This window comes from Enterobacter sp. 118C5 (assembly GCF_034107645.1).
In the GTDB taxonomy this organism is placed as follows: domain Bacteria; phylum Pseudomonadota; class Gammaproteobacteria; order Enterobacterales; family Enterobacteriaceae; genus Enterobacter; species Enterobacter nematophilus.
The window spans coordinates 209,062-233,789 of record NZ_JAWNEU010000003.1; the positions used below are offsets into that span (position 1 = coordinate 209,062).

Here is a 24,728-nt window from a genome sequence, read left to right on the forward strand (position 1 = left end):
CCCACTCCCCATAGGGGAGAGGGTGTTCAAGTTCCCTCTCCCCTATGGGGAGAGGGATAGGGTGAGGGGCCATTAACCCGCTCGATTATGAATACATCGCCGTAATCGACGCGCTGCCAAGCGTATGGAAATGCACGTTGAACCCGACCATCGCGCCGCTCGCCCCTTCATCGACCTCAATTTTCTCCACGTCCAGCGCGTGCACCGTGAAGATATAGCGGTGGGTTTCCCCTTTTGGTGGCGCCGCGCCGCCGTAGCCCGCTTTACCAAAGTCGGTGCGGGTCTGGATCGCACCCTCAGGCAGGGCAACCAGATCGGAACCGGAACCCTGCGGCAGCACGCGCGTGTCGGCAGGCAGGTTCGCCACAACCCAGTGCCACCAGCCCGAGCCGGTCGGCGCGTCTGGGTCGTAGCAGGTCACGACAAAGCTTTTGGTTCCGGCCGGCACCTCGTCCCACGCCAGGTGCGGGGAGATATTATCGCCCTGATACCCCATGCCGTTGAAAACGTGGCGTTCCGGAAGTTTTTCACCGTCGCGCAGATCTTTACTGATGATTTTCATACGGTTTACCCTCGTTATTCACTCGTTCAGGAAGTGTAACGCATGGGGTTAAATCGCGAAATGCGCGGGAATGTTAACGGCTGTTACGACCGCGTCGGTTAATTTACGCAGCTGCTCCGGCGTGATGCTGTACGGCGGCATCAGATAGATAAGCTTGCCGAAAGGCCGCACCCAGACGCCCTGCTCAACGAAGAAGCGCTGCAGCGCCGCCATGTTCACCGGATGGGTGGTTTCAATCACCCCGATGGCACCCAGCACGCGCACGTCCGCCACGAAATTTGCACCCGATGCGGCGCTCAGCGCGTCTTTCAACTGCGCCTCAATCGCTGCGACCTGCGTCTGCCACTCGCCGCTCTCCAGAATGGCGAGGCTTTCGCTTGCGACGGCGCAGGCCAGCGGGTTGCCCATAAACGTCGGGCCGTGCATAAAGCAGCCCGCCTCGCCGTCGCTGATGGTGTCGGCAACCTGACGGGTGGTGAGGGTGGCGGAGAGCGTCATGGTGCCGCCGGTCAGCGCTTTGCCCAGACACAGAATATCCGGCGCAATCCCCGCGTGTTCGCAGGCAAACAGCTTGCCGGTGCGGCCAAAGCCGGTGGCAATTTCATCGGCAATCAGCAGAATGCCCTCGCGGTCGCACATCTTGCGAATGCGCTTCAGCCATTCCGGATGGTACATCCGCATCCCCCCCGCGCCTTGCACAATCGGTTCCAGGATCACGGCGGCAATCTCATGACGATGCGCCGCCATCAGCCGCGCGAAACCGACCATGTCCATCTCGTTCCACTCGCCGTCGAAGCGGCTCTGCGGGGCCGGGGCGAACAGGTTTTCCGGCAGATAGCCCTTCCACAGGCTGTGCATCGAGTTGTCCGGATCGCACACCGACATCGCCCCGAAGGTATCCCCGTGATAGCCGTTGCGGAAGGTGAGGAACCGCTGGCGCGTTTCGCCCTTCGCATGCCAGTACTGCAGCGCCATCTTCATCGCCACTTCCACCGCCACCGAGCCGGAATCGGCCAGGAACACGCACTCCAGCGATTCAGGCGTCATCGCCACCAGGCGACGGCATAAATCCACCGCGGGCTGATGGGTGATTCCGCCAAACATCACGTGCGACATCTGGTCAATCTGGGCCTTCATCGCCGCGTTCAGGCGCGGGTGGTTATAGCCGTGAATGGCTGCCCACCAGGAGGACATCCCGTCAACCAGCCGCTCGCCGCTGGCGAGGTGCAGCTCGCAGCCGTGGGCCGAGGCCACCGGATAGACGGGAAGGGGGCGGGTGGTGGAGGTGTAAGGGTGCCAGATATGCTGCTTGTCGAAGGCGAGATCGTCCTGGGTCATAATCGACTTGTAAACCATTTTGAAAAGTTTTAGGTTTACGAGTATAAACCGAACCGAAAATTAACAAAACCCTTTGGAGAAGCCCAATGGCTCACCACGCACGCTGGACGATGTCGCAAGTTACTGAATTATTCAACAAACCTTTCCTTGAGCTGATGTTTGAAGCCCAACAGGTGCATCGTCAGCACTTCGATCCGCGTCATGTTCAGGTCAGCACGCTGCTGTCGATCAAGACCGGCGCCTGTCCTGAAGACTGCAAATATTGCCCGCAGAGCGCGCGCTACAAAACCGGTCTCGAATCCGAGCGCCTGATGGAGGTGGAGCAGGTGCTCGACTCCGCTCGCAAGGCGAAAAACGCCGGCTCAACCCGCTTCTGCATGGGAGCAGCGTGGAAGAATCCGCACGACCGCGACATGCCGTATCTGGAGCAGATGGTGAAGGGCGTGAAGGAGATGGGCCTCGAAGCCTGTATGACGCTCGGCACGCTGAACGAGGAGCAGGCGCAGCGCCTCTCGGCGGCGGGGCTGGACTACTACAACCACAACCTGGACACCTCGCCGGAGTTTTACGGCAACATCATCACCACGCGCACCTACCAGGAGCGCCTGGACACGCTGGACAAAGTGCGTGACGCGGGGATCAAGGTCTGCTCCGGCGGGATCGTTGGCTTAGGCGAAACGGTGAAAGACCGCGCGGGCCTGCTGCTGCAGCTGGCGAACCTGCCAACCCCGCCGGAAAGCGTGCCGATCAACATGCTGGTGAAGGTCAAAGGCACGCCGCTGGCGGATAACGAGGACGTGGATGCATTTGATTTTATCCGCACCATCGCGGTGGCGCGCATCATGATGCCAACCTCTTACGTCCGCCTTTCTGCGGGCCGCGAGCAGATGAACGAGCAAACTCAGGCGATGTGCTTTATGGCCGGGGCCAACTCCATCTTCTACGGCTGCAAGCTGCTGACCACGCCGAACCCGGAAGAGGACAAAGACGTTCAGCTGTTCCGCAAGCTGGGGCTGAACCCGCACCAGACCGAGGTGCTGACGGGCGATAACGAGCAACAGCAGCAGCTGGAGCAGCAGATTTTCAACGCCGACACCGACCAGTTCTACAACGCGGCAGCCGTATGACCTGGCAGGCACGGATTAATGCCGCGCTGGAAGAACGCCGGGCGGCAGAGGCGTTTCGCGTTCGCAGGGTAGTGGAAAACGGCGCGGGCCGTTTTCTGACCCGCGAGGGACGGCAGTTTTGTAATTTCTCCAGCAACGACTATCTCGGGCTGAGCCAGCATCCGGCCATCGTCCGCGCCTGGCAGCAGGGCGCGGAGCGGTTTGGCGTGGGCAGCGGCGGCTCGGGACACGTCAGCGGCTACACCACGGCGCATCAGGCACTTGAGGAAGAGCTGGCCGACTGGCTGGGCTACCCGCGCGCGCTGCTCTTTATCTCCGGCTTTGCCGCCAACCAGGCGGTCATCGCGGCCCTGATGGGGAAAGAGGACCGCATTGTCGCCGACCGCTTAAGCCACGCCTCGCTGCTGGAGGCGGCAAACTTAAGCCCGGCGCAGCTGCGCCGCTTTGCCCATAACGATGCGTCACAGCTCGCTACGCTTTTGGATAAGCCCTGCGACGGGCAACAGCTGGCGGTCACGGAAGGGGTATTCAGCATGGACGGCGACAGCGCGCCGCTTGCCGCACTGCACGAGGCCGCAAAGCGGCAAAACGCATGGCTACTGGTCGACGATGCCCACGGCATTGGCGTGATGGGCGACGAAGGACGCGGCAGCGCCCATCAGCAAAACGTGAAGCCGGAACTGCTGGTGGTTACCTTCGGCAAAGGCTTCGGCGTCAGCGGCGCCGCCGTGCTGTGCAGCGAGCCGGTCGCCGACTATCTGCTGCAGTTTGCCCGTCACCTTATCTACAGCACCAGCATGCCCCCGGCGCAGGCCGTGGCGCTGTCGGCGTCGCTGGCGGTGATCCGCAGCGCAGAAGGGGATGAACGTCGCCAGCGGCTGGCAGAGCACATCTCCTGCTTCCGTCAGGGACTGGCGGCGCTTCCCTTCCAGAGTCCCGATTCGCAGAGCGCGATCCAGCCGGTGATTGTCGGCGAAAACAGTCGCGCGCTGGCGCTGGCCCAGGCGCTGCGCGGGCGCGGGATGTGGGTAACGGCCATTCGTCCGCCGACCGTCCCGCCGGGGACGGCGCGTCTGCGCTTAACCCTGACGGCGGCGCATGAGGCGCAGGATATCCAGACGCTGCTGGAGGCGCTTCATGATGCCGGTGAATAAGCAGGCCGTTGCAGCGGCGTTTGGCCGGGCCGCGCGGAGCTATTCGCAGCACGATGAGCTGCAGCGTCAGAGCGCGCAGGGGCTTCTGGCCGCGCTTGGCGAGAACCGCTTCCTGCAGGTGCTGGACGCCGGCTGTGGTCCCGGCAGCAACAGCCGCTACTGGCGCGAGGCGGGGAGCGAGGTGACGGCCATCGACCTGTCGCCCGCCATGCTGGACGAGGCGCGCCTGCAGCAGGCTGCGCATCACTATTTAGCGGCGGATATTGAGGCTATCCCGCTCGCGGACGCGCAGTTCGATCTGGTCTGGAGCCATCTGGCGGTGCAGTGGTGCAGCAGCCTGCCGCAGGCGTTACGCGAGCTTTATCGCGTCGCACGACCGGGCGGAAAGGTCGCTTTTACCACCCTGCTGGAAAGCTCGCTGCCGGAGCTGAATCAGGCGTGGAAAGCGGTGGATGAGCAGCCGCACGCCAACCGCTTCTTATCGCATGAGCAGGTGACGCAGGCGCTGGCAGGCTGGCGCTGTCGCAGCACGGTACAGACCATCACGCTTAATTTTAGCGATGCGTTCAGCGCTATGCGCTCGCTGAAGGGCATCGGCGCCACGCACCTGCACGCCGGGCGGGAGAAAAAACCGCTGACCCGGGGGCAGCTGCAGCGCCTGGAGCTGGCCTGGCCGCAGCAGCGGGGCCTTTTCCCGCTCTCTTATCAACTTTTTCATGGGATTATCGAACGTGACTGAACGTTATTTTGTTACCGGCACGGATACGGAAGTGGGCAAAACGGTTGCCAGCGCTGCGCTGCTGCAGGCGGCACGACAGCTTGGGAAAAACACCGCCGGATATAAGCCCGTCGCCTCCGGCAGCGAGATGACGGCGGAAGGGTTACGCAACACCGACGCGCTGGCGCTCCAGCGTCACAGTACCCTTGAGCTCGCCTATTCGGCGGTGAATCCGTATACCTTTGCCGAGCCGACGTCGCCGCACATTATCAGCGCTGACGAAGGCCGTCCGATTGATTTCGCCGTGCTGTCTGACGGGTTACGGGCGCTGGAAAGCCAGGCCGACTGGGTGCTGGTGGAAGGCGCGGGCGGCTGGTTTACCCCGCTTTCGGACACGCAGACGTTTGCTGACTGGGTGCAGGCCGAGCGGCTTCCGGTCATTCTGGTCGTCGGCGTGAAGCTGGGCTGCATCAATCACGCCATGCTGACGGCGCAGGCCGTTCAGCAGGCAGGGCTGACGCTGGCAGGCTGGATAGCCAACGACGTGGTGGCGCCGGGCAGGCGGCATCAGGAATATCTGGCGACTCTAAAGCGCGTGCTGCCGGCGCCGTTCCTCGGGGAAATCCCCTGGATTGCTGGCGATGCTGAGCAGGCCGAAACCGGGCGCTATCTCGACCTCAGCGCCTTGCTTCCCGCGACATCCAGTGGGCAATAAGCTCATCGTTCAGCTCGCTAACGTGGCCCTGCGCCACGTTACGCCCGCGATAAAGCATGCAAAACCGATCCGCCACCCGGCGGATAAACGACAGCTGCTGCTCCGCCAGCAGCACCGTCATGCCTAACTCCCGGTTTAAGCGCACCAGCAGCTGCGCCAGCTTCTGGGCAAAGCCGTGTCCCGCGCCGTGCATGGGTTCATCCAGAATCAGCATCCGCGGGCGGTTGACCAGCGCATTCGCCAGGGCGAGCTGATACTGATCCTCTGGCGAAAGAGCATTGCCCCGCGTCTGACGTCGCGCGTAAAGTTCCGGGAACAGATCGTACACGTCGCTTTTCGCCGCCGGGTCGGGTTTCCCCACCGCCCGCATGGCAATATGCAGATTCTCCTCAATCGTCAGCTGAGAAAAAATACGCCTGTCCTGCGGCACATAGCCTATTCCCGGCCCTGAACGCTGTTCCGGTGGCTGACTAAGCAAATCACGCGGCGGTGCGCCCGCTTCATGCCAGATGATGGTGCCGCTATCGACGGGCACTTTTCCTGTAATGCAGTTCATGAGGGTGGTTTTGCCCATCCCCGGCAGGCCAACAACGCCTGTACACATCCCTTGCGGAAAATCTAAATCCACGTTCCATAGCGTATGTTGGCTTCCGTAAAACTGATTCACTGCACGCAGACTCAACATCTTTCTCTCCTTAAAAATGCGTAGGGATAGGCCTGATGTGAAGCTGCAAAACTCCTGCCAGAAACCTGAAATCGATTAAAAAAACGCCTTTTTTAGGAATAAGCCACAGGAGAGCAGGGTAAAAACGCGTGGCTTGCACATCGGTGGTGCCGGGAATGTTGAGTCGTGGTGCAGGACGGAAAATGGCCGAAACGTGAGCAGGATCGCATCTGTTGGTTATGAATGACTCAACTGTTTATCGTCAAAAAATAGCTATAAAAATTTTTTGTTGCCGCCTCGTGGGAAAATCCGGGAATTTGCTGAGCGGCGGTCTGCACGGGCTGGAAGCAGTTATCCACTATTCCTGTGGATAACCATGTGCATTAGAGTTAGAAAACACGCGATAAGCGAGAGAAGACGCGGCTTTCGCCCAAATTGACGCGAAACGCGGCTTTAGAAAATATCGTTTAAAATTTAATTGCTTAGATAAAAGCAATTACCGTAATGAAAGTGTCACTCGTTGCCATAAAACTATCATTACCTGGCTTGACAAATGTTAAAAAAGAAAAAGTTCTGGGGATAACCCAGCCTGGCTGGTTTTTTATCTCGTCGGAGCCTAAATTTTGTCCGCTAACGCGCTAATGACTCCGCCGCTACGCTAAATATCCTGACACGCCACTGGTTTTTCATCCAGTGTTTTTTACTGGCATTCCTGCCAACAACGAGTAAAATTACTCACCTGCCGCTTATAACGTCATCAGGTCGTCGCCCATGAGTAAACCGTTCAAACTGAATTCTGCTTTCCGCCCATCTGGCGATCAGCCTGAGGCGATCCGTCGTCTTAAAGAGGGGCTGGAGGACGGGCTGGCGCACCAGACGCTGCTGGGGGTAACCGGCTCGGGCAAAACGTTTACTGTCGCCAACGTGATCGCTGACCTGCAGCGCCCCACTATGGTGCTTGCACCTAACAAAACCCTTGCGGCACAGCTTTACGGCGAGATGAAAGAGTTCTTCCCGGAAAACGCGGTGGAGTATTTCGTCTCCTACTACGATTACTACCAGCCGGAAGCCTATGTGCCGAGCTCTGACACCTTCATCGAGAAAGATGCTTCGGTGAACGAGCACATCGAACAGATGCGACTGTCTGCGACCAAGGCGCTGCTTGAGCGTCGCGATGTGGTTGTGGTCGCGTCTGTTTCGGCGATTTACGGCCTGGGCGACCCGGATCTCTATCTGAAGATGATGCTGCACCTGACGCAGGGGATGATCATCGATCAGCGCGCGATTTTGCGCCGTCTGGCCGAGCTGCAGTACACCCGTAATGACCAGGCCTTCCAGCGCGGGACGTTCCGCGTGCGCGGTGAGGTGATCGACATCTTCCCGGCGGAATCGGACGATATGGCGCTGCGCGTCGAGCTGTTTGACGAAGAGGTCGAACGTTTGTCGCTGTTCGACCCGCTGACCGGCCACGTTGAGTCGGTGATCCAGCGTTTTACCATCTACCCTAAAACGCACTACGTAACGCCACGCGAGCGTATCGTGCAGGCGATGGAAGAGATCAAAGAGGAGCTGGCAGAGCGCCGTAAGGTGCTTCTGGCCAACAATAAGCTGCTGGAAGAGCAGCGCCTGAGCCAGCGCACCCAGTTCGATCTGGAGATGATGAACGAGCTGGGCTACTGCTCGGGTATCGAAAACTACTCGCGCTTCCTCTCCGGGCGCGGGCCGGGCGAGCCGCCGCCGACGCTGTTTGACTACCTTCCGGCCGACGGTTTGCTGGTGATCGACGAATCCCACGTCACGATCCCGCAGATCGGCGGGATGTACCGCGGTGACCGCGCGCGTAAAGAGACGCTGGTGGAGTACGGCTTCCGCCTGCCGTCAGCGCTGGATAACCGTCCGATGAAGTTTGAAGAGTTTGAGGCGCTGGCGCCGCAAACTATCTACGTGTCGGCCACGCCGGGCAACTACGAGCTGGAGAAATCCGGCGATGAGGTGATCGACCAGGTGGTCCGTCCGACCGGTCTGCTGGACCCGGTTATCGAGGTGCGCCCGGTGGCGACCCAGGTGGACGATCTGCTCTCTGAGATCCGGGCCCGTTCCGCCATCAACGAGCGCGTGCTGGTGACGACGCTCACCAAGCGCATGGCGGAAGACCTGACCGAGTATCTGGAAGAACACGGTGAGAAGGTGCGCTATCTGCACTCGGACATCGATACCGTGGAGCGTATGGAGATCATCCGCGATCTGCGTCTGGGCGAGTTTGACGTGCTGGTGGGGATCAACCTCCTGCGAGAAGGTCTGGATATGCCGGAAGTCTCGCTGGTGGCGATTCTGGACGCCGATAAAGAGGGCTTCCTGCGCTCTGAGCGCTCCCTGATCCAGACCATTGGCCGCGCCGCGCGTAACGTCAACGGGAAAGCGATTCTGTACGGGGACAAAATCACCCCGTCGATGGCGAAAGCGATTGGCGAAACGGAACGCCGCCGCGAGAAACAGCAGCGCTACAACGAAGAGCACGGCATCACGCCGCAGGGGCTGAACAAGAAGGTGGTGGATATTCTGGCGCTGGGTCAGAACATTGCGAAGACCAAAGCGAAAGGCCGCGGCAAGGCGCGTTCAGTGGTGGAAGAAGATACCGTCGTGCTGACGCCGAAGGCGCTGCAGCAGAAAATCCACGAGCTGGAAGGGCAAATGATGCAGCACGCCCAGAACCTGGAATTCGAAGAGGCGGCGCAGATCCGCGACCAGCTTCATCAGCTGCGGGATCTGTTTATCGCGGCATCGTGAGTAAGCGTTGTTTTCTCCCTCTCCCTGTGGGAGAGGGTCGGGGTGAGGGCATCAGGCCGCACCAAACGAACCTAACCCAACGCCTGAATCGCCTTCTCCAGCGCTTCGCGCAGCAGGTGACGGTCGTGGCGATACTTGATGTCTGAGGCCTCCAGCGGCTCCTGTACCACCAGGCGATCGCCGATGCCGGACACATCAACCTTTGGCCCCACCACCACGCCGTCAATGATCTTCTTCCCGACGTAATGCTCCATCAAATTGAGTTTGTCCGCCAGCGACAGGCTCGCCGCGGCCGGGCTCAGCTCGCGGCCGAGGTTACCGATATAGACCATCGGGGCAGGGGTGCGACGCAGCGCCTGCGCCAGCTCTTTCACCAGCAGGATCGGCATCAGGCTGGTATAAAAGCTGCCGGGGCCGATCAGAATTAAATCCGCTTCGCCAATGGCTTCGACGGCTTCACGCGTCGCCGGCACGTTCGGGTAGGTCATCAGCTCTTTTGGCGGCAGCAGAAGCTGGTCGATATTCACTTCGCCGTACACTTCGTGATCGTCGGCATCAATCGCCATTAAATCCACCGGCTGTTCAGACATCGGGATCAGAAACGCATCCACTTTCAGCAGGTTTCTTATCAAATTGATGGCTTCAAGCGGGCGCACGCTCAGGTGATCCAGCGCTTTAAGCATTAAATTTCCGAGGTTATGCCCGGAAAGTTCACCATTGCCGCCAAAACGGTACTCAAACATCGCCGACGCGACGCTCGGCTCGGTAATTAACTGGTTCAGGCAGTTGCGCATATCTCCCCAGGCAATGCCGCCTTCAGCCCGCCTGATCCGCCCGGTTGAGCCGCCGTTGTCGGTGGTTGTCACTATTCCTGTCAGCCGTGAGCCCAGTGACGACAAAGAGGACATAACGCGGCCCAGGCCGTGGCCTCCGCCAAGAGCGACCACCCGGTCAAGATCCGCAAAAGTGCGACTGCGCATACATATTCCTTTTCACCCGTAATCGCGTAACAGTAACTTAACTACCCCCAAAAGACGATGCCTCACCCAACGCAAAATGACGTATATCAATGCGAAAATGCGGTTTTTAGGTATTCTGTAGTGAAAATGCAGGACTGAGTCGCTATATACATAATTATATAGCGTAAAGCGATGATGGCGAAGTGAGAATTTCCGCGCTACTATCGCCATAACCACGTTTTCTCAACTGAAAACATACACTCTAGCCCTGGCGCCTGTGTCGAATGATATGGCGCCCTGGCCGTGGCGGATTTGCCACCAGGGTACAGAAAGAAATGACTGTGCCTCCCGTATCTGGAAAGGTGTACATGGCTTCACAACTTACTGATGCTTTCGCGCGTAAGTTTTACTACTTGCGTCTGTCGATTACCGACGTGTGCAACTTCCGTTGCACCTACTGCCTGCCTGATGGCTACAAGCCGGGCAGCGTCACCAACAATGGCTTTCTCTCCGTGGACGAAGTGCGCCGCGTCACGCGTGCGTTCTCTGAGCTCGGTACGGAAAAAGTCCGTCTGACCGGGGGCGAACCCTCCCTGCGTCGTGATTTCCCCGACATCATTGCCGCCGTTCGTGAAAACGAACGCATCCGCCAGATTGCGGTGACCACAAACGGTTACCGCATGGCGCGTGACGTGGCCAACTGGCGCGATGCGGGCTTAACCGCTATCAACGTCAGCGTGGACAGCCTTGATGCCCGGCAGTTTCACGCCATTACCGGGCAGGATAAATTCCGCCAGGTCATGGACGGCATCGACGCGGCGTTTACCGCCGGGTTCGAAAAGGTCAAGGTCAACACGGTGCTGATGCGCGACGTTAACCACCATCAGCTCGACACCTTCCTGGCGTGGATCAAACCACGCCGCATTCAACTGCGTTTTATTGAACTGATGGAAACCGGCGAGGGCAGCGAGCTGTTCCGTCGCCATCACATCTCCGGCATGGTGCTGCGCGACGAACTGCTGAAACGCGGCTGGATCCACCAGATCCGCCAGCGTAGCGACGGCCCGGCACAGGTCTTCTGTCACCCGGATTACGAAGGCGAGATTGGGCTTATCATGCCCTATGAGAAAGACTTCTGCGCCAGCTGCAACCGGCTGCGCGTATCGTCGGTGGGCAAGCTCCATCTCTGCCTGTTCGGCGACGGCGGTGTAGATCTGCGCGATCTGCTGGCAGACGATGCTCAGCAGGATGCGCTTGAAGCGCGCATTTCCGGGGCGCTGACGCACAAAAAGCAGACCCATTTCCTGCATCAGGGCAACACCGGCATTACTCAGAACCTGTCCTATATCGGCGGGTAATCAGGCTTTAGAAGGAACCAGAAGATGAGTCAGGTAAGCGCGGAATTTATCCCGACACGCATTGCTATTCTTACCGTTTCCGACCGCCGTGGCGAAGAGGATGATACCTCCGGCCACTGGCTGCGCGAGGCGGCCCACGAAGCCGGACACCATATTGTTGATAAAGCGATCGTCAAAGAGAACCGTTACGCCATTCGCGCGCAGGTTTCGCAGTGGATTGCGAGTGACGACGTCCAGGTGGTGCTGATCACCGGCGGCACCGGCTTTACCGCAGGCGATCAGGCGCCGGAAGCTCTGCTCCCGCTGTTCGACCGCGAAGTGGAAGGCTTCGGCGAAGTGTTCCGCATGCTCTCGTTTGAAGAGATCGGCACCTCCACGCTTCAGTCTCGCGCCGTAGCGGGCGTGGCGAACAGGACGTTGATTTTCGCCATGCCGGGCTCGACCAAAGCCTGCCGCACCGCGTGGGAAAATATTATTGCCCCGCAGCTGGATGCCCGTACCCGTCCGTGTAATTTTCATTCCCATTTAAAGAAATAAGCTATGTCACAACTGACCCACATTAACGCCGCTGGCGAAGCGCATATGGTGGACGTCTCTGCCAAAGCGGAAACGGTGCGCGAGGCGCGCGCGGAGGCGTTCGTCACCATGCTGCCCGAAACGCTGTCGATGATCATCGACGGCAGCCATCACAAGGGTGACGTGTTTGCGACCGCCCGCATTGCCGGTATTCAGGCTGCGAAACGCACCTGGGACTTAATTCCGCTCTGCCATCCGCTGATGCTGAGCAAGGTGGAAGTGAACCTGCAGGCGCAGCCGGAGCACAACCGCGTGCGTATTGAGTCCCTCTGCCGCTTAACCGGGAAAACCGGCGTGGAGATGGAAGCCCTGACGGCGGCCTCCGTCGCCGCGCTGACCATCTACGACATGTGCAAAGCGGTGCAGAAAGATATGGTGATTGGCCCGGTTCGTCTGCTGGCGAAAAGCGGCGGCAAATCCGGTGATTTTAAGGTGGACAGCTATGATTAAGGTGCTCTTTTTCGCCCAGGTGCGCGAGCTGGTCAATACCGACAGCCTGACGCTGGACGCCTCTTTTGAAAACGTCGCCGCCCTGCGCGCGCATCTGGCGGCACAAAGCGACCGCTGGGCGCTGGCGCTGGACGAAGGCAAACTGCTGGCCGCCGTTAACCAGACGCTGGTGGAGTTCACCCATCCGCTGACCGAAGGGGATGAAGTGGCCTTCTTCCCGCCGGTCACAGGGGGATAAGATGGCGGAAACCCGAATTCTGGTCGGTCCCGAGCGCTTTAACGTCGGTACAGAATATGACTGGCTGGCGGAGCGCGATGAAGACGGCGCGGTCGTTACCTTCACCGGTAAAGTGCGTAACCACAATCTCGGCGACAGCGTGAAGGCGCTGACGCTGGAGCATTATCCGGGCATGACGGAGAAATCGCTGGCGGCAATTGTGGATGAAGCGCGAGGCCGCTGGCCGCTTGGGCGGATCACGGTTATCCACCGCATCGGCGAGATGTGGCCCGGCGAAGAGATTGTCTTTGTCGGCGTGACCAGCGCGCACCGCGGTAGCGCCTTTGCGGCAGGGGAGTTCATTATGGATTACCTCAAAACCAAAGCTCCGTTCTGGAAGCGCGAAGCCACGCCGGAAGGCGACCGCTGGGTGGAATCTCGCGACAGCGATAAACAGGCCGCCAGCCGTTGGTAGTCGGTTTACGTGGATGTGTTACTCTTAACGTGTGTGTCTTCTTAACCTTAATCAGGAGTGAATCATGGACCGATTTCCGCGTTCCGATTCAATAGTACAGCAGACCCGTAGCGGCCTGCAGACGTATATGGCACAGGTGTACGGCTGGATGACGGTCGGCCTGCTGCTTACCGCGTTCATCGCGTGGTATGCGGCGAACACGCCTGAGCTGATGATGTTTATCTTCTCCAGCAAAATCACCTTCTTTGGGCTGATTATCGCGCAGCTGGCGCTGGTGTTTGTGCTTTCTGGCCTGGTGCAGAAGCTCAGTGCCGGAATGGCGACCACGCTGTTTATGCTCTATTCGGCGCTGACCGGGCTGACGCTCTCCAGCATTTTCATCGTCTACACCTACTCCTCCATCGCCAGCACGTTTGTGGTGACCGGCGGTATGTTTGGCGCGATGAGCCTCTATGGCTACACCACCAAGCGTGACCTGAGCGGCTTAGGCAACATGCTGTTTATGGGGCTGATCGGGATTGTGCTGGCGTCGCTGGTGAACCTGTGGCTGAAGAGCGACGCGCTGATGTGGGCCGTGACCTACATCGGGGTGGTGGTCTTCGTTGGCTTGACGGCCTACGACACCCAGAAGCTGAAAAACATTGGCGAGCAGATCGACGTGCGCGACAGTTCCAACCTGCGCAAATACTCGATTCTGGGCGCGCTGACGCTCTATCTGGACTTCATCAACCTGTTCCTGATGCTGCTGCGGATTTTTGGCAACCGTCGCTAAAGATTGCCCCTCACCCTAACCCTCTCCCCAAAGGGGAGAGGGGACTTTAACACCCTCTCCCCTTTGGGGAGAGGGCCGGGGTGAGGGGGGATTATTTCGCCATCGCCTTCTCGTTCTTCGCCCTCAGCTTCTTCGCCCGGCTCTCCAGCACCAGATAGCAGACCGTTGCCAGCGCCAGCGGCAGGAAGTAATAGAGCATGCGGTAGGCGAGCAGAGCGGCAATAATCGTCCCCTGTGAAACATGTTCTCCGGCCAGCAGCGCGATAAATACCGCCTCCAGCACCCCAATCCCCGCCGGAATATGCACGATAACCCCGGCGATACTGCTCACCAGCAGCACGCCCAGCACGAAGAAGTAATTCACGTCCTCGCCAATCAACAGCCAGATGATTGCCCCCATCGCCATCCAGTTGGCGCTGGATACCGCCATCTGCAGCACCGCGAACTTCCACGACGGCAGGACCAGTTTCTGCCCTTTAATGGTCATATGGCGACGCTTAGCAAAGGCGCAGGCCCACAGATACACGGCGATAATCAGCAGCAGCACGACGCCGAGAATGCGCAGCGTGGCTTCGTCGATATACCAGTGCGCGGGCAGCTGCACCACGCCAATGGTGAAAATCACCCCGCCGAGCAGAATATAGCCCAGCCAGTTGGTGGTGATGCTTAGTGAGAAAATACGCGTGATGGTCCCACCCGGCAGGCCAAGCCGCGAGTACAGGCGATAGCGCATGCCAATCCCCCCGACCCAGGTGCTCAGCGTCAGGTTAAAGGCGTAGCAGATAAACGACACCAGCATCACCTGACGTTTAGCCAGCTTGTGGCCGCAGTAGGCGCGCCCGAGCAGGTCATAGCAGCCGTACATCAGGTAGCTGACGACAACCAGCCCTGCGGCGCCCAGCAGCACCAGCCGGTTATAGTTGCGGATAGCCTTCCACACCTCCTCCCAGTCCACTTTCTGCGCGTACACCACCAGCAGTACCGCGACCGCAATGAAGAACACCCAGGTGAGGATTTTTTTTGCCAGCCGCCAGCGAGGATGAGATTTTGACATCAGGGTTTGCCTCCATCTTCCGCTTCAATGCGGTCCTGGGTTTCCATTTCGGGTTGTACCGGCGGATCCACCTGCGCCAGCTTCGGCGTATGCGCCGGCAGCCAGCCGACCATCGCCGGGAAGTGGCGCAGGAAGTGGAACACCACCACGCCGATGCCAACGTTCCACCAGCTCCGTTTCGGCACCATGGATTCATCCACCCGCACGCAGTCCTTATGGATAAGCCCCTGAAGGTTATCGCGCAGGGTCTGGTTAAACTGACGGTCATGGATGATCAGGTTCGCTTCCAGGTTAAGCGACAGGCTCAGCGGATCGAGGTTACTGGAGCCGACGGTTGCCCAGTGGTCATCCATGACGGCCACTTTGCCGTGCAGCGGGCGGCGGCGGTATTCATAAATCTGCACGCCGCTTTTCACCAGGTAGCGGTAGAGCAGGCGGGCGCCCACCTTCACAATCGGCATATCCGGCTCGCCCTGCACAATCAGTTTAACGCTCACGCCGCGTCGGGCCGCGTTGCGCATGGCGTGCAGAATACGGTAGCCGGGGAAGAAATAGGCGTTGGCGATAATCACTTCGCGCTTCGCATTGGCCAGCATCTTCAGGTAATGACGTTCAATGTCGTCCCGATGCTCCTCGTTGTCCCGCCAGACAAACAGGGCCTGCGCTTCGCCGGGCTTGCGGTTCTCTTCCGGGCGATGACGGCGTCGCCACCAGCGGCGAGCGGCCTCTTTACCGGGCAAGTTTTCCAGCACGAACAGCTGAATGTCCTGAACCACCGGTCCCTCAATGCGGATCGCGTAGTCCTGCTTGGCCTCCGGGCCGTAATCCGACATATGCTCGGCGGAGTAGTTAATGCCGCCCACGAACGCCACCGTTTCGTCCACCACCACGATTTTGCGATGCATGCGGCGGAACAGGTTGGTTCGCATGCCGAACAGGCGCGGACCGGGATCGTAGTAACGGAACACCACGCCAGCGGCGGTGAGCTCGTTAACAAATTCATCGCTAAGATCCGGCGAGCCATACCCGTCGAGCAGGGCCTCGATTTTTATCCCGCGCCGGGCGGCATGCAGCAGTACGCTGTGCAACTGCCTGCCAACGTCGTCTTCAAACCAGATAAACGTTTCAAGGTAGACTTTCTGCTGTGCGTGGCTAATCGCCTCAAAGACCGCCGGATAAAAGTTATCGCCGTTTTCCAGCAGCGTAATACGGTTACCTTCCTGCCATGTGCATTTCATAAGTGGATCTCCGCGCTCAGCGGGGCATGGTCGGAAAGATGTCGCCAGTTAAGTAACGCCAGCGCCGTCGGGCTGCTGGCATGCGCATTTTTCACGTAGATGCGGTCCAGGCGCAGCAGGGGAAAGCGCACGGGAAACGTCCGTGCGGGACGACCATGTGCCCGGGTGAAAATTTCCTCCAGCCCCGCATTCACCTTCAGAGGGTGGTTGGCACGCTGCCGCCAGTCGTTAAAATCTCCGGCCACCACCACGGGTTCGCCTTCCGGCAGCGCATTGGTCCAGTCAGCCAGCATCTCCAGCTGCGCCTGACGGTGGGCTTCACGCAGTCCGAGGTGAACGCAGCCCACGTGAACGGGAACGTCAAGATCCGGCGGCGTAATGCGGCAGTAAAGCAGCCCGCGCTTTTCGCTCTCCCCGACGGAAACGTCCCGGTTCTCATAATGTTCGATAGGAAAACGCGACAGCACCGCATTACCGTGATGGCCTTCCGGATAGACCGCGTTGCGGCCGTAAGCGTAATCGCTCCACATGGTGTCGGCCAGAAATTCATAGTGCGGCGTATCGGGCCAGTTTTCGAAATGCATGGGGTGTACCTCGTGCGCGCCCATCACCTCCTGCAGGCAGACAATGTCCGCGCTGACGGTGCGTACCGCGTCGCGCAGCTCCGGTAAAATGAAGCGGCGGTTAAATGCTGTGAAGCCCTTATGAATGTTAATCGTCAGCACCTTAAGCGAGAAATGCTGCGTTTTTTTGCTCATAAACACCTTCCTGGGTGACTATCCCGATGAAAATAAAGTGTAGTCGGCGTCACAAAAAGATGCGGCGTTACGGAATTTTCCGTAAAGTGCGGTAGTCTGATTAAGCAGAGAAAAATCCTTCAGGAGAGAAGCCATGAAGTGGCAACAACGTGTTCGTGTCGCAACCGGTTTGAGTTGCTGGCAGATAATGTTGCATTTACTGGTCGTGGCCGTACTGGTGATGGGCTGGATGAGCGGCACGCTGGTGCGTGTTGGCTTAGGGCTATGCGTCCTCTATGGCGTCACCGTGCTGTCGATGCTGTTCTTACAGCGCCACCATGAAGCGCGCTGGCGCGAGGTAGGTGATGTGCTCGAAGAGCTCACCACCACCTGGTACTTTGGTGCCGCGATGATCGTGCTTTGGCTGCTGTCACGCGTGCTGCAAAACAACCTGCTGCTGGCCCTGGCGGGTCTGGCAATTCTCGCAGGGCCAGCGGTAGTGTCGCTGCTCACCAAAGAGAAAAAGCTACGCAATGTTGCGTCTAAACATCGCATAGGCCACTGAGCCCGTCGTGGCCGCTATGACCAGTAGCGGCCACAAACTCCCCCAGACAATGTCCAGACTCGCATCCTTCAGATAGATCTGCTTGGTGATATCCGTAAAGTGTCGAATCGGGTTTATCCACGTTAAATCCTGCAGCCACACCGGCATGTTCTCGACGGGCGAAACGTATCCGGAGAGCAGAATCGCCGGCATCATAAAGACGAATACCCCGATAAACGCCTGCTGCTGCGTGGAGCAGAGCGCCGAAATCAGCAGCCCAAACCCCACCAGCGACAGCCCGTAAATCACCATCGTGAAGTAAAACAGCGCCAGCGATCCGGCAAACGGGATCTGGTAAGCAAATATCCCCACGCCGAGCACGATGGTGGCCTGGAACGTCGCGACGATCAGCGCCGGCACCGCTTTGCCGACGAAAATCTGCCAGGTGGCGAGCGGCGAGACCAGCAGCTGATCCAGCGTGCCCTGCTCGCGTTCGCGGGCAACGGAAAGGGAAGTCACGATCATCACTCCGATGGTGGTGATCATGGCGATCAGCGACGGCACCACAAACCACTTGTAGTCCAGATTCGGGTTGTACCAGTTGCGCACCACCAGCTCGCTGTTGTTGGGCTTCGGTTTGCCCTCCATCAGCTCCTGCTGATAATCCTTCACCACCTGCTGCAGGTAGTTGGCCGCTATCTGGGCGCTGTTGGAGTTGCGCCCGTCGAGGATCAGCTGCATCGGCGCGGTCTGGAAGGTATCCAGGTTGCGGGAGAAATCCGCCGGGAAGCGCACCAGCAGCAGCGCTTTTTGCGTGTCGATGGTGGGCTGGATCTCCTGCGGGCTTTTCAGCAGCAGGATATGGGTAAAAGCCTTCGCCCGGGCAAAGCGCTGCGTCAGCTCGACGGCGTGTTTGCCGTTGTCTTCGTTATAAATGGCAATGGTGGCGTTAGTGACCTCAAGGGTGGCGGCAAACGGGAACAGTAAAACCTGAAGCAGCACCGGCAGCACCAGAATGGCGCGGGTTTGCGGCTCGCGCAGCAGGGACTGCAGCTCTTTGCGGATCAGTGTCCATAAACGGTGAAACATGTGCGCTCCTTAATCCAGTCGCCGCTTGGTTTTCAGCCACGTCAACCCGATAAACATCACCGCCGACGCCATCAAAAACAGGGTGTTGATAATCAGCACCACCGGAATATTCCCCGCCAGGAACAGGCTCTGCAGCGTGCTCACGAAGTAGCGCGCCGGAATGACGTAGGTCACGGCGCGGATCACCGCCGGCATGCTGTCTATCTGGAAGATAAACCCGGAGAGCATAATCGACGGCAGGAAGGCGGCGTTCAGCGCCACCTGCGCGGCGTTAAACTGGTTGCGGGTGATGGTGGAGATGAGCAGCCCCATTCCCAGCGTGCTGAGTAAAAACAGGCTGGTGATAAAGAACAGCACCACCAGCGAGCCGCGGTACGGCACGCCGAGGATAAAGACCGCGACCAGCATGCAGAGCAGCATCGCCAGCATGCCGAGGAAGTAGTAGGGGATGAGCTTGCACAGCAGCAGCTCAACCCGCGTCACCTCGGTGGAGAGCAGCGCCTCCATGGTGCCGCGCTCCCACTCGCGGGCGATGACCAGCGAGGTCAGTATCGCGCCGATCACCGTCATGATGATGGTCACCGCGCCCGGAATAATAAAGTGCTGGCTGATGGCGGCGGGGTTAAACCAGTAGCGCGTCTGCACGTCAATGAGCGATTCAAACGTCTCACCCCGGTCTTCGGCGCGCTGCATCTGCCAGAGCTGCCAGATGCCCTCCGCGTAGCCCTGCACGAAGTTCGCGGTGTTCGGCTCGCTGCCGTCGGTAATCACCTGGATCGGCGCATCGGCACCCGGTCGCGCCATATTGGCGGCGAAATCCACCGGGATGACGATCAGGCCGCGAATTTTCCCGGCCTGCATTTTCTGGATCAGTTCCTGCCGGTTGTCGCTGACGGTGGCGTCAATATAGGGCGAGCCGGTCATGGCGTGGGTGAAGTCCAGCGCCTCTTCGCTCTGCTGCTCCAGCAAAATGCCGACCCGCAGCTTGCTGGAGTCGAGGTTAATGCCGTAGCCAAAGATAAACAGCAGCAGCAGGGGGATCACCACCGCAATCAGCCAGCTGCTGGGGTCGCGCACGATCTGCCGCGTCTCTTTGATACACAGCGCGCGCACCCGGCGCCAGGAAAGGGCACTACTGCGCATGGGTATTCTCCTTATCCCAGTCGTGGATGAGGGTGATAAACGCCTGCTCCATAGTTGGGTCTGGCTGTTCTTCGTCAGCGGCCTGCTCCTTCAGGTCGTCCGGCGTGCCGTGGGCGATCAGCTTGCCGCGATACACCAGCCCGATGCGGTCGCAGTACTCCGCCTCGTCCATAAAGTGGGTGGTCACCATCACCGTCACCCCTTTTTCCACCATGCTGTTGATGTGAAGCCAGAATTCGCGGCGGGTAATGGGGTCAACGCCCGAGGTGGGCTCATCCAGAAACAGAATATCGGGCTCGTGCATCAGCGAGCAGGCCAGCGCCAGCCGCTGCTTAAAGCCGAGTGGCAGCTCGTCGGTGGCGTGTGACGCAATATTCGTTAACCCGAAGGCGTCGCTCATGCGGCGGATTTTTTCATTCTGAGCCCGCCCGCGCAGGCCGTACACGCCGGAGAAAAAGCGCAGATTCTGCTCGACCGTCAGGTTGCCGTACAGCGAGAACTTCTGCGCCATATAGCCGAGATGCTGGCGCGCCTTGCCGGAACTGACTTTCAGATCCATGTCCAGCACCAGCGCCTTGCCGGACGTCGGGACCAGCAGGCCGCACATCATCTTAAAGGTGGTCGATTTTCCCGCGCCGTTCGGCCCGAGCAGGCCAAATATCTCGCCGCGCTTCACGGCAAAATTCACGTTGTCGGTGGCGGCGAAATCCCCGAATTTTTTGGTGAGCGATTTTGCTTCGATCACCGTTTCGCCCGGAGTGCCTTCCACCGTGTGCAGGATCGCGCCAAGGGGCGATTCTGACGTGCCCGCACCGCCCAGCAGGTCGATAAACGCATCTTCAAAGCGCGGGGCGGTCTCGTCCATTTCAATTTCAGGCATGCCTGGCGCACGGCGAATATCGTCGACGGTGGCCTCTTTTTTGAGGATCGCGCGCACCGAGCGGCCCTGAATCATCCCGTCGCTCACCTGCGGCAGCTTCAGCACCCGCTGGAGCAGCCTGCGGTTAGACTCCTGCGGGCTGTGCAGCAGGAAGCTGCGCCCGGCCATGGTTTGCGTCAGCTCGGTCGGTTCACCCTGATAGAGCAGTTCGCCCTCGTTCATCAGCAGCACGTCCCGGCACTGCTCCGCTTCGTCGAGGTAGGAGGTGCTCCAGAGGATCAGCATCCCGTCGCCCGCCAGCTCGTGCACCATCTGCCACAGCTCGCGGCGGGATATCGGGTCCACGCCCACGCCGGGCTCATCCAGCAGCAGCACCTTCGGCTCGCCCACCAGCGTGCAGGCCAGCCCCAGCTTCTGCTTCATCCCGCCGGAAAGCTTGCCCGCCAGCCGCCCGGTAAACGGGCCGAGGGAGGTGAACTCCAGCAGGCGGGCGAAGGTTTTCTGCCGGGCTTCACCGGTGACGCTGCGCAGGTCGGCGTACAGATTGAGGTTTTCCATCACCGTCAGATCTTCGTACAGGCCAAACTTCTGCGGCATATAGCCGAGCATAGCGTGGAGCGCGCCGTCGTCTTTAATCGGGTCCAGGCCAAGCACGCTGGCTGAGCCTTCATCCGGCTTCAGCAGCCCCGCCAGCATCCGCATCAGCGTGGTTTTGCCCGCGCCGTCCGGGCCGACCAGTCCGGTCACGTAGCCTTTCTGAATGGTGCAGTTCAGCGGCGCGACCGCCGGCTTGTCCATGCCCGCGAAGCGTTTGACCAGACCGTTGAGCTGGATAACCGCATCATTCATGACGTTCCCCGTCGTTTAAGGTCACGGTAACAGGCATGCCCTGACGCAGCGCGTCGTCCGCATCGGTGACGATGATGCGCAGGCGGTACACCAGGTCGGTACGCAGATCCGGCGTTTCAACGGTTTTCGGCGTGAATTCGGCGGTAGGGGAGACAAAGCCGACCTTGCCGTGATACGGCTTGTCCGGGCGGCCGTCGGTGTAGAGCAGCAGCTCGCGCCCCGGCTGCATCTGGCCGAGGTTTGGCTCGTCAATGTAGGCGCGCACCCAGACCGGACGGGTCAGGGAGAGCGTTAAGACGGTGCTGCCCGCGCTGAGCATGCTGCCCGGCTCCACCGCGCGGGTCATCAGCGTGCCGTCAGACGGGGCGGTTAAGGTGGTGTCGTGCAGATCCAGTTCCGCCTGAGCCAGCTGCGCCTGCGCCTGCTCAAGGCTGGCTTTCGCCTGGGCAATGTCCTGCTCGCGGTTACCGGAGCGGTACTGGCTTAATTTATCCTGCGCGGATTTCAGCGTTGCCTGCGCCTGGTCCCGGGATGACCGGGCGTTTTCCAGATCGTTGGCGGAAATGGTGCGGCTTTTCCACAGTCCCTGCTGGCGGTTGTAGAAGTTCTGCGCGTAGTCGTAGGCGGCCTTGGCCTGCTTAACGGCGGCAGCGGCCTGGGCAATCTCTTCATCGCGATAGCCCGCCAGCATCAGGTCATACTGCGCCTGCGCGACGGAAACGCCGGCTTTGGCCTGCATCAGCGCGTTCTCAAAGGGGGCTTTATCCAGCATCCCCAGCGTCTGCCCGGCTTTGATGGCATCGCCTTCGTCAACGTTCAGCGAGGCGAGACGCCCGCCAACCCGGAAGCTCATATTCACAGTACGAATATCCACGTTACCGTACAGCGTCAGGCCCCGATCCTGCTGGCTCTGATACCACAGCCAGCCACCGATTCCCGCGGCAAGCAATACAACAACCACCAGAACGATGGCGACAGGTTTTTTCATGACTTCAGGCTCCTTTGCGTTAAGCCTTGCAGGATCAGATCGAGATGACAGGTGATGACCTGGATAATCTGCGCGGCTTTATCCTCATCGAATTGTGTCCAGCCCGTGCGTAACAGGATGGTCTCACGCCCCAGACGGAAGGCGAGAATTTCGCCCAGCAGGGCGTGGGTATGCAAAATGGTGTCGGTATCGCTCGCGTCCCGTCCGGTGTAGGCGGCAATCAGCCGGGTCAGATGGGTGTGCATTGGGGCAATCACCTGATCGTGTACCAGCTGGTAGGCGGCGGTGGGGGAGAGCTGCTCGCGGGAGATAAACTTGCTCAGGTTGAGCGTATCGTCGTGCGTCAGCAGGCGGATCATATTGTGACAGGCATTGAGAATAAGCTGCCTGATAGCGGTACGATCCGGCGTCGGCTGGCTCAGCAGCCCGCTGGCCTCCTCAACGTGCGGGCGAAAGTTGGTGCCGATAAAATCGGCAATCCACTGGGCGCAGGCGAGGTATAAATCCTCTTTTGAGCCAAAATAGTAGGTAATGGCCGCAATGTTTTGCCCGGCCTGGGCGGCGATATCCCGCGTGGTGGCATGCAGGCCATACTCGCCAAACTGCGCCAGCGCGGCGGCGATAAGCTGGCTTTTGGCCTGTTCACCTTTGGTTGTCGTCGGTGTCGTATTCATGGTGGTATTAAAAATTAATCAATCGATTGATTAAAATTATACCTGAATCGCTAATCCGTCGAGGGATACGACAGGGATATTTTATGCGCCACGTCACAAAAGCTGCTACACTCCGCACCTTCGCGACATTGTGGTTTTTGTCCTTCTATTCGTGATATCTCCCTGAAAACTACACCTGTGATGGTCGGGGCGGTTCGGAGTTTTTATGTCTTTTGATTCCCTTGGCCTGAACCCGGAAATTCTGCGCGCGATCGCAGAGCAGGGCTACGTTGAGCCAACCCCTATCCAGCAGCAGGCTATTCCGGCCGTGCTTCAGGGCCGTGACCTGATGGCCAGCGCCCAGACCGGTACCGGTAAAACCGCGGGCTTTACGCTGCCGCTGTTAGAGCTGCTGGTAAAAAACCAGCCGCATGCCAAAGGCCGTCGTCCGGTGCGCGCGCTGATCCTCACCCCAACCCGCGAGCTGGCGGCCCAGATTGGCGAGAACGTGCGTGAGTACAGCCGCTACCTCAACATCCGCTCGCTGGTGGTTTTCGGTGGCGTGAGCATTAACCCGCAGATGATGAAGCTGCGCGGCGGCGTGGACGTGCTGGTGGCAACGCCGGGCCGTCTGCTGGATCTGGAACACCAGAACGCGGTGAAGCTTGATAGCATTGAAATTCTGGTGCTGGACGAAGCCGACCGCATGCTCGACATGGGCTTCATCCACGATATTCGTCGCGTGCTGGCTAAGCTGCCGCCGCGTCGCCAGAACCTGCTCTTCTCCGCGACCTTCTCCGATGAGATCAAGGCGCTGGCGGAAAAGCTGCTGCATAACCCGCTGGAAGTGGAAGTAGCGCGCCGCAACACCGCCTCCGAGCAGGTGACGCAGCACGTTCACTTTGTGGATAAAAAGCGCAAGCGGGAGCTGCTCTCCCAGATGATCGGCCAGGGTAACTGGCAGCAGGTGCTGGTCTTCACCCGCACCAAGCACGGCGCGAACCACCTGGCGGAACAGCTGAATAAAGACGGCATCCGCAGCGCGGCGATCCACGGCAACAAGAGCCAGGGCGCGCGTACCCGCGCGCTGGCGGACTTCAAATCCGGCGACATCCGCGTGCTGGTGGCGACCGACATCGCTGCCCGCGGCCTCGATATTGAAGAGCTGCCGCACGTGGTGAACTACGAGCTGCCGAACGTCCCGGAAGATTACGTTCACCGTATCGGCCGTACCGGCCGTGCGGCGGCGACCGGTGAGGCGCTCTCTCTGGTCTGCGTGGACGAGCACAAGCTGCTGCGCGACATCGAACGTCTGCTGAAGAAAGAGATCCCGCGCATCGAAACCCCGGGCTACGAAGTGGACCCGTCCATCAAAGCCGAGCCGATTCAGAACGGTCGTCAGGGCGGCGGTCGCGGTCAGGGCGGCGGCGGTCGCGGCCAGCAGCCGCGTCGTGCCGAAGGCGGCGCGCCGAAGTCATCGGGCAAACCGCCGCGTCGTAACAGCGACGGCAAGCCGGCCGGTGAAAGCCCGTGGCGCAGCGGGGAAGGGAAACCGGCAGGGGAAGGGCAGCGCCGACGCCGCCCGCGCAAGCCTGCTAACCCGCAGTAATCTGGAAGCCCGGTCGTAAAGCCGGGCTTTTCTTTTTGCCGCAGCGAAGAGAAAGTGCCACAATAGTGGCTG

The 24,728-nt window shown here is 59.6% G+C and carries 25 protein-coding genes and 1 riboswitch; of the genes, 13 read left to right on the plus strand and 12 right to left on the minus strand.

Annotation, left to right across the window (positions count from 1 at the left end):
* Positions 1 to 85: 85 nt before the first annotated feature.
* Positions 86 to 562: a kinase inhibitor gene (locus tag UTO39_RS08645; protein WP_061098822.1), complete on the minus strand. Its 477-nt coding sequence runs from the start codon at positions 560 to 562 to the stop codon at positions 86 to 88.
* A 48-nt stretch (positions 563 to 610) separates the two neighbouring features.
* Positions 611 to 1,900 (minus strand): adenosylmethionine--8-amino-7-oxononanoate transaminase, encoded by a 1,290-nt coding sequence (gene bioA, locus UTO39_RS08650; protein ID WP_407065104.1) that lies wholly within the window; start codon positions 1,898 to 1,900, stop codon positions 611 to 613.
* A gap of 86 nt (positions 1,901 to 1,986) precedes the next feature.
* Here bioA and bioB point away from each other — a divergent pair, with 86 nt between their 5' ends.
* From bioB to bioD, 4 genes are read left to right on the plus strand one after another with little or no spacing between them, the layout of a single operon-like run.
* On the plus strand, positions 1,987 to 3,027 hold the full coding sequence (gene bioB, locus UTO39_RS08655; RefSeq protein WP_008501133.1) for a biotin synthase BioB: 1,041 nt from the start codon (positions 1,987 to 1,989) through the stop codon (positions 3,025 to 3,027).
* The gene (gene bioF, locus UTO39_RS08660) at positions 3,024 to 4,181 is read left to right on the plus strand and encodes an 8-amino-7-oxononanoate synthase (RefSeq protein WP_320726961.1); all 1,158 of its coding nucleotides are present in this window, start codon (positions 3,024 to 3,026) and stop codon (positions 4,179 to 4,181) included. Before bioB ends, bioF begins: the two co-directional genes overlap by 4 nt.
* Complete coding sequence (bioC, locus tag UTO39_RS08665) at positions 4,165 to 4,920, plus strand: malonyl-ACP O-methyltransferase BioC (RefSeq protein WP_320726962.1); 756 nt, start codon at positions 4,165 to 4,167, stop codon at positions 4,918 to 4,920. The genes bioF and bioC overlap by 17 nt, the downstream gene beginning before the upstream one ends.
* Complete coding sequence (bioD, locus tag UTO39_RS08670; RefSeq protein ID WP_253541286.1) at positions 4,913 to 5,614, plus strand: dethiobiotin synthase; 702 nt, start codon at positions 4,913 to 4,915, stop codon at positions 5,612 to 5,614. Before bioC ends, bioD begins: the two co-directional genes overlap by 8 nt.
* Here bioD and UTO39_RS08675 read toward each other — a convergent pair.
* Entirely contained in the window at positions 5,577 to 6,299 is a 723-nt protein-coding gene (locus UTO39_RS08675) for an ABC transporter ATP-binding protein (RefSeq protein WP_151412762.1), read from the minus strand. The genes bioD and UTO39_RS08675 overlap by 38 nt on opposite strands.
* A 750-nt stretch (positions 6,300 to 7,049) precedes the next feature.
* Between UTO39_RS08675 and uvrB the strand changes: the two genes are divergently transcribed.
* Positions 7,050 to 9,065, plus strand: coding sequence for an excinuclease ABC subunit UvrB (gene uvrB, locus UTO39_RS08680; protein WP_320726963.1), 2,016 nt, complete (start codon positions 7,050 to 7,052; stop codon positions 9,063 to 9,065).
* Between the two features lie 71 nt (positions 9,066 to 9,136).
* On the opposite strand, the gene yvcK is transcribed toward uvrB, so the two are convergent.
* Entirely contained in the window at positions 9,137 to 10,045 is a 909-nt protein-coding gene (gene yvcK / locus UTO39_RS08685) for a uridine diphosphate-N-acetylglucosamine-binding protein YvcK (protein WP_151412763.1), read from the minus strand.
* Between the two features lie 225 nt (positions 10,046 to 10,270).
* Positions 10,271 to 10,405: riboswitch (molybdenum cofactor riboswitch) on the plus strand.
* On the opposite strand from yvcK, the gene moaA reads away from it, so the two are divergent.
* From moaA to UTO39_RS08715, 6 genes are all read left to right on the plus strand, one after another.
* Positions 10,393 to 11,382 carry a GTP 3',8-cyclase MoaA gene (moaA, locus tag UTO39_RS08690; protein WP_253541292.1) on the plus strand — a complete coding sequence of 330 codons (990 nt, stop codon included), beginning with the start codon at positions 10,393 to 10,395 and terminating at the stop codon, positions 11,380 to 11,382. (Overlaps the previous riboswitch by 13 nt.)
* 24 nt (positions 11,383 to 11,406) lie before the next feature.
* Positions 11,407 to 11,919, plus strand: a complete 513-nt coding sequence (moaB, locus tag UTO39_RS08695; RefSeq protein ID WP_320726964.1) for a molybdenum cofactor biosynthesis protein B — start codon at positions 11,407 to 11,409, stop codon at positions 11,917 to 11,919.
* Positions 11,920 to 11,922: 3 nt separating this feature from the next.
* A complete protein-coding gene (gene moaC / locus UTO39_RS08700) occupies positions 11,923 to 12,408 on the plus strand; it encodes a cyclic pyranopterin monophosphate synthase MoaC (RefSeq protein ID WP_320726965.1) in 486 nt (161 codons plus the stop codon).
* Positions 12,401 to 12,646, plus strand: a complete 246-nt coding sequence (gene moaD, locus UTO39_RS08705; RefSeq protein WP_045259953.1) for a molybdopterin synthase sulfur carrier subunit — start codon at positions 12,401 to 12,403, stop codon at positions 12,644 to 12,646. The genes moaC and moaD overlap by 8 nt, the downstream gene beginning before the upstream one ends.
* A gap of 1 nt (position 12,647) precedes the next feature.
* Positions 12,648 to 13,100, plus strand: coding sequence for a molybdopterin synthase catalytic subunit MoaE (gene moaE / locus UTO39_RS08710; RefSeq protein WP_151412765.1), 453 nt, complete (start codon positions 12,648 to 12,650; stop codon positions 13,098 to 13,100).
* Positions 13,101 to 13,164: 64 nt separating this feature from the next.
* Positions 13,165 to 13,872 (plus strand): Bax inhibitor-1/YccA family protein, encoded by a 708-nt coding sequence (locus UTO39_RS08715; RefSeq protein WP_061098812.1) that lies wholly within the window; start codon positions 13,165 to 13,167, stop codon positions 13,870 to 13,872.
* A 91-nt stretch (positions 13,873 to 13,963) separates the two neighbouring features.
* On the opposite strand, the gene UTO39_RS08720 is transcribed toward UTO39_RS08715, so the two are convergent.
* Genes UTO39_RS08720 through UTO39_RS08730 form a run of 3 tightly spaced genes read right to left on the minus strand, consistent with a single transcriptional unit; the run spans position 13,964 to position 16,922 of the window.
* Positions 13,964 to 14,926 (minus strand): YbhN family protein, encoded by a 963-nt coding sequence (locus tag UTO39_RS08720; protein WP_266178485.1) that lies wholly within the window; start codon positions 14,924 to 14,926, stop codon positions 13,964 to 13,966.
* Positions 14,926 to 16,164: a cardiolipin synthase ClsB gene (clsB, locus tag UTO39_RS08725; RefSeq protein WP_320726966.1), complete on the minus strand. Its 1,239-nt coding sequence runs from the start codon at positions 16,162 to 16,164 to the stop codon at positions 14,926 to 14,928. Before clsB ends, UTO39_RS08720 begins: the two co-directional genes overlap by 1 nt.
* Positions 16,161 to 16,922 (minus strand): endonuclease/exonuclease/phosphatase family protein, encoded by a 762-nt coding sequence (locus UTO39_RS08730; RefSeq protein ID WP_151412767.1) that lies wholly within the window; start codon positions 16,920 to 16,922, stop codon positions 16,161 to 16,163. The genes clsB and UTO39_RS08730 overlap by 4 nt, the downstream gene beginning before the upstream one ends.
* 133 nt (positions 16,923 to 17,055) lie before the next feature.
* Between UTO39_RS08730 and UTO39_RS08735 the strand changes: the two genes are divergently transcribed.
* Positions 17,056 to 17,466 carry a YbhQ family protein gene (locus UTO39_RS08735; RefSeq protein WP_115874544.1) on the plus strand — a complete coding sequence of 137 codons (411 nt, stop codon included), beginning with the start codon at positions 17,056 to 17,058 and terminating at the stop codon, positions 17,464 to 17,466.
* Here the strand turns inward: UTO39_RS08735 and UTO39_RS08740 are convergent.
* From UTO39_RS08740 to cecR, 5 genes are read right to left on the minus strand one after another with little or no spacing between them, the layout of a single operon-like run.
* On the minus strand, positions 17,428 to 18,534 hold the full coding sequence (locus UTO39_RS08740) for an ABC transporter permease (protein ID WP_253541296.1): 1,107 nt from the start codon (positions 18,532 to 18,534) through the stop codon (positions 17,428 to 17,430). The genes UTO39_RS08735 and UTO39_RS08740 overlap by 39 nt on opposite strands.
* A 9-nt stretch (positions 18,535 to 18,543) precedes the next feature.
* A complete protein-coding gene (locus UTO39_RS08745) occupies positions 18,544 to 19,677 on the minus strand; it encodes an ABC transporter permease (RefSeq protein WP_320726967.1) in 1,134 nt (377 codons plus the stop codon).
* Complete coding sequence (locus tag UTO39_RS08750; protein ID WP_320726968.1) at positions 19,667 to 21,406, minus strand: ATP-binding cassette domain-containing protein; 1,740 nt, start codon at positions 21,404 to 21,406, stop codon at positions 19,667 to 19,669. The genes UTO39_RS08745 and UTO39_RS08750 overlap by 11 nt, the downstream gene beginning before the upstream one ends.
* A complete protein-coding gene (gene hlyD, locus UTO39_RS08755; protein WP_320726969.1) occupies positions 21,399 to 22,394 on the minus strand; it encodes a secretion protein HlyD in 996 nt (331 codons plus the stop codon). Before hlyD ends, UTO39_RS08750 begins: the two co-directional genes overlap by 8 nt.
* A complete protein-coding gene (cecR, locus tag UTO39_RS08760) occupies positions 22,391 to 23,068 on the minus strand; it encodes a transcriptional regulator CecR (RefSeq protein ID WP_320726970.1) in 678 nt (225 codons plus the stop codon). Before cecR ends, hlyD begins: the two co-directional genes overlap by 4 nt.
* Before the next feature lie 205 nt (positions 23,069 to 23,273).
* Between cecR and rhlE the strand changes: the two genes are divergently transcribed.
* On the plus strand, positions 23,274 to 24,656 hold the full coding sequence (gene rhlE / locus UTO39_RS08765) for an ATP-dependent RNA helicase RhlE (RefSeq protein ID WP_061098803.1): 1,383 nt from the start codon (positions 23,274 to 23,276) through the stop codon (positions 24,654 to 24,656).
* The last annotated feature ends 72 nt before the right edge of the window (positions 24,657 to 24,728 follow it).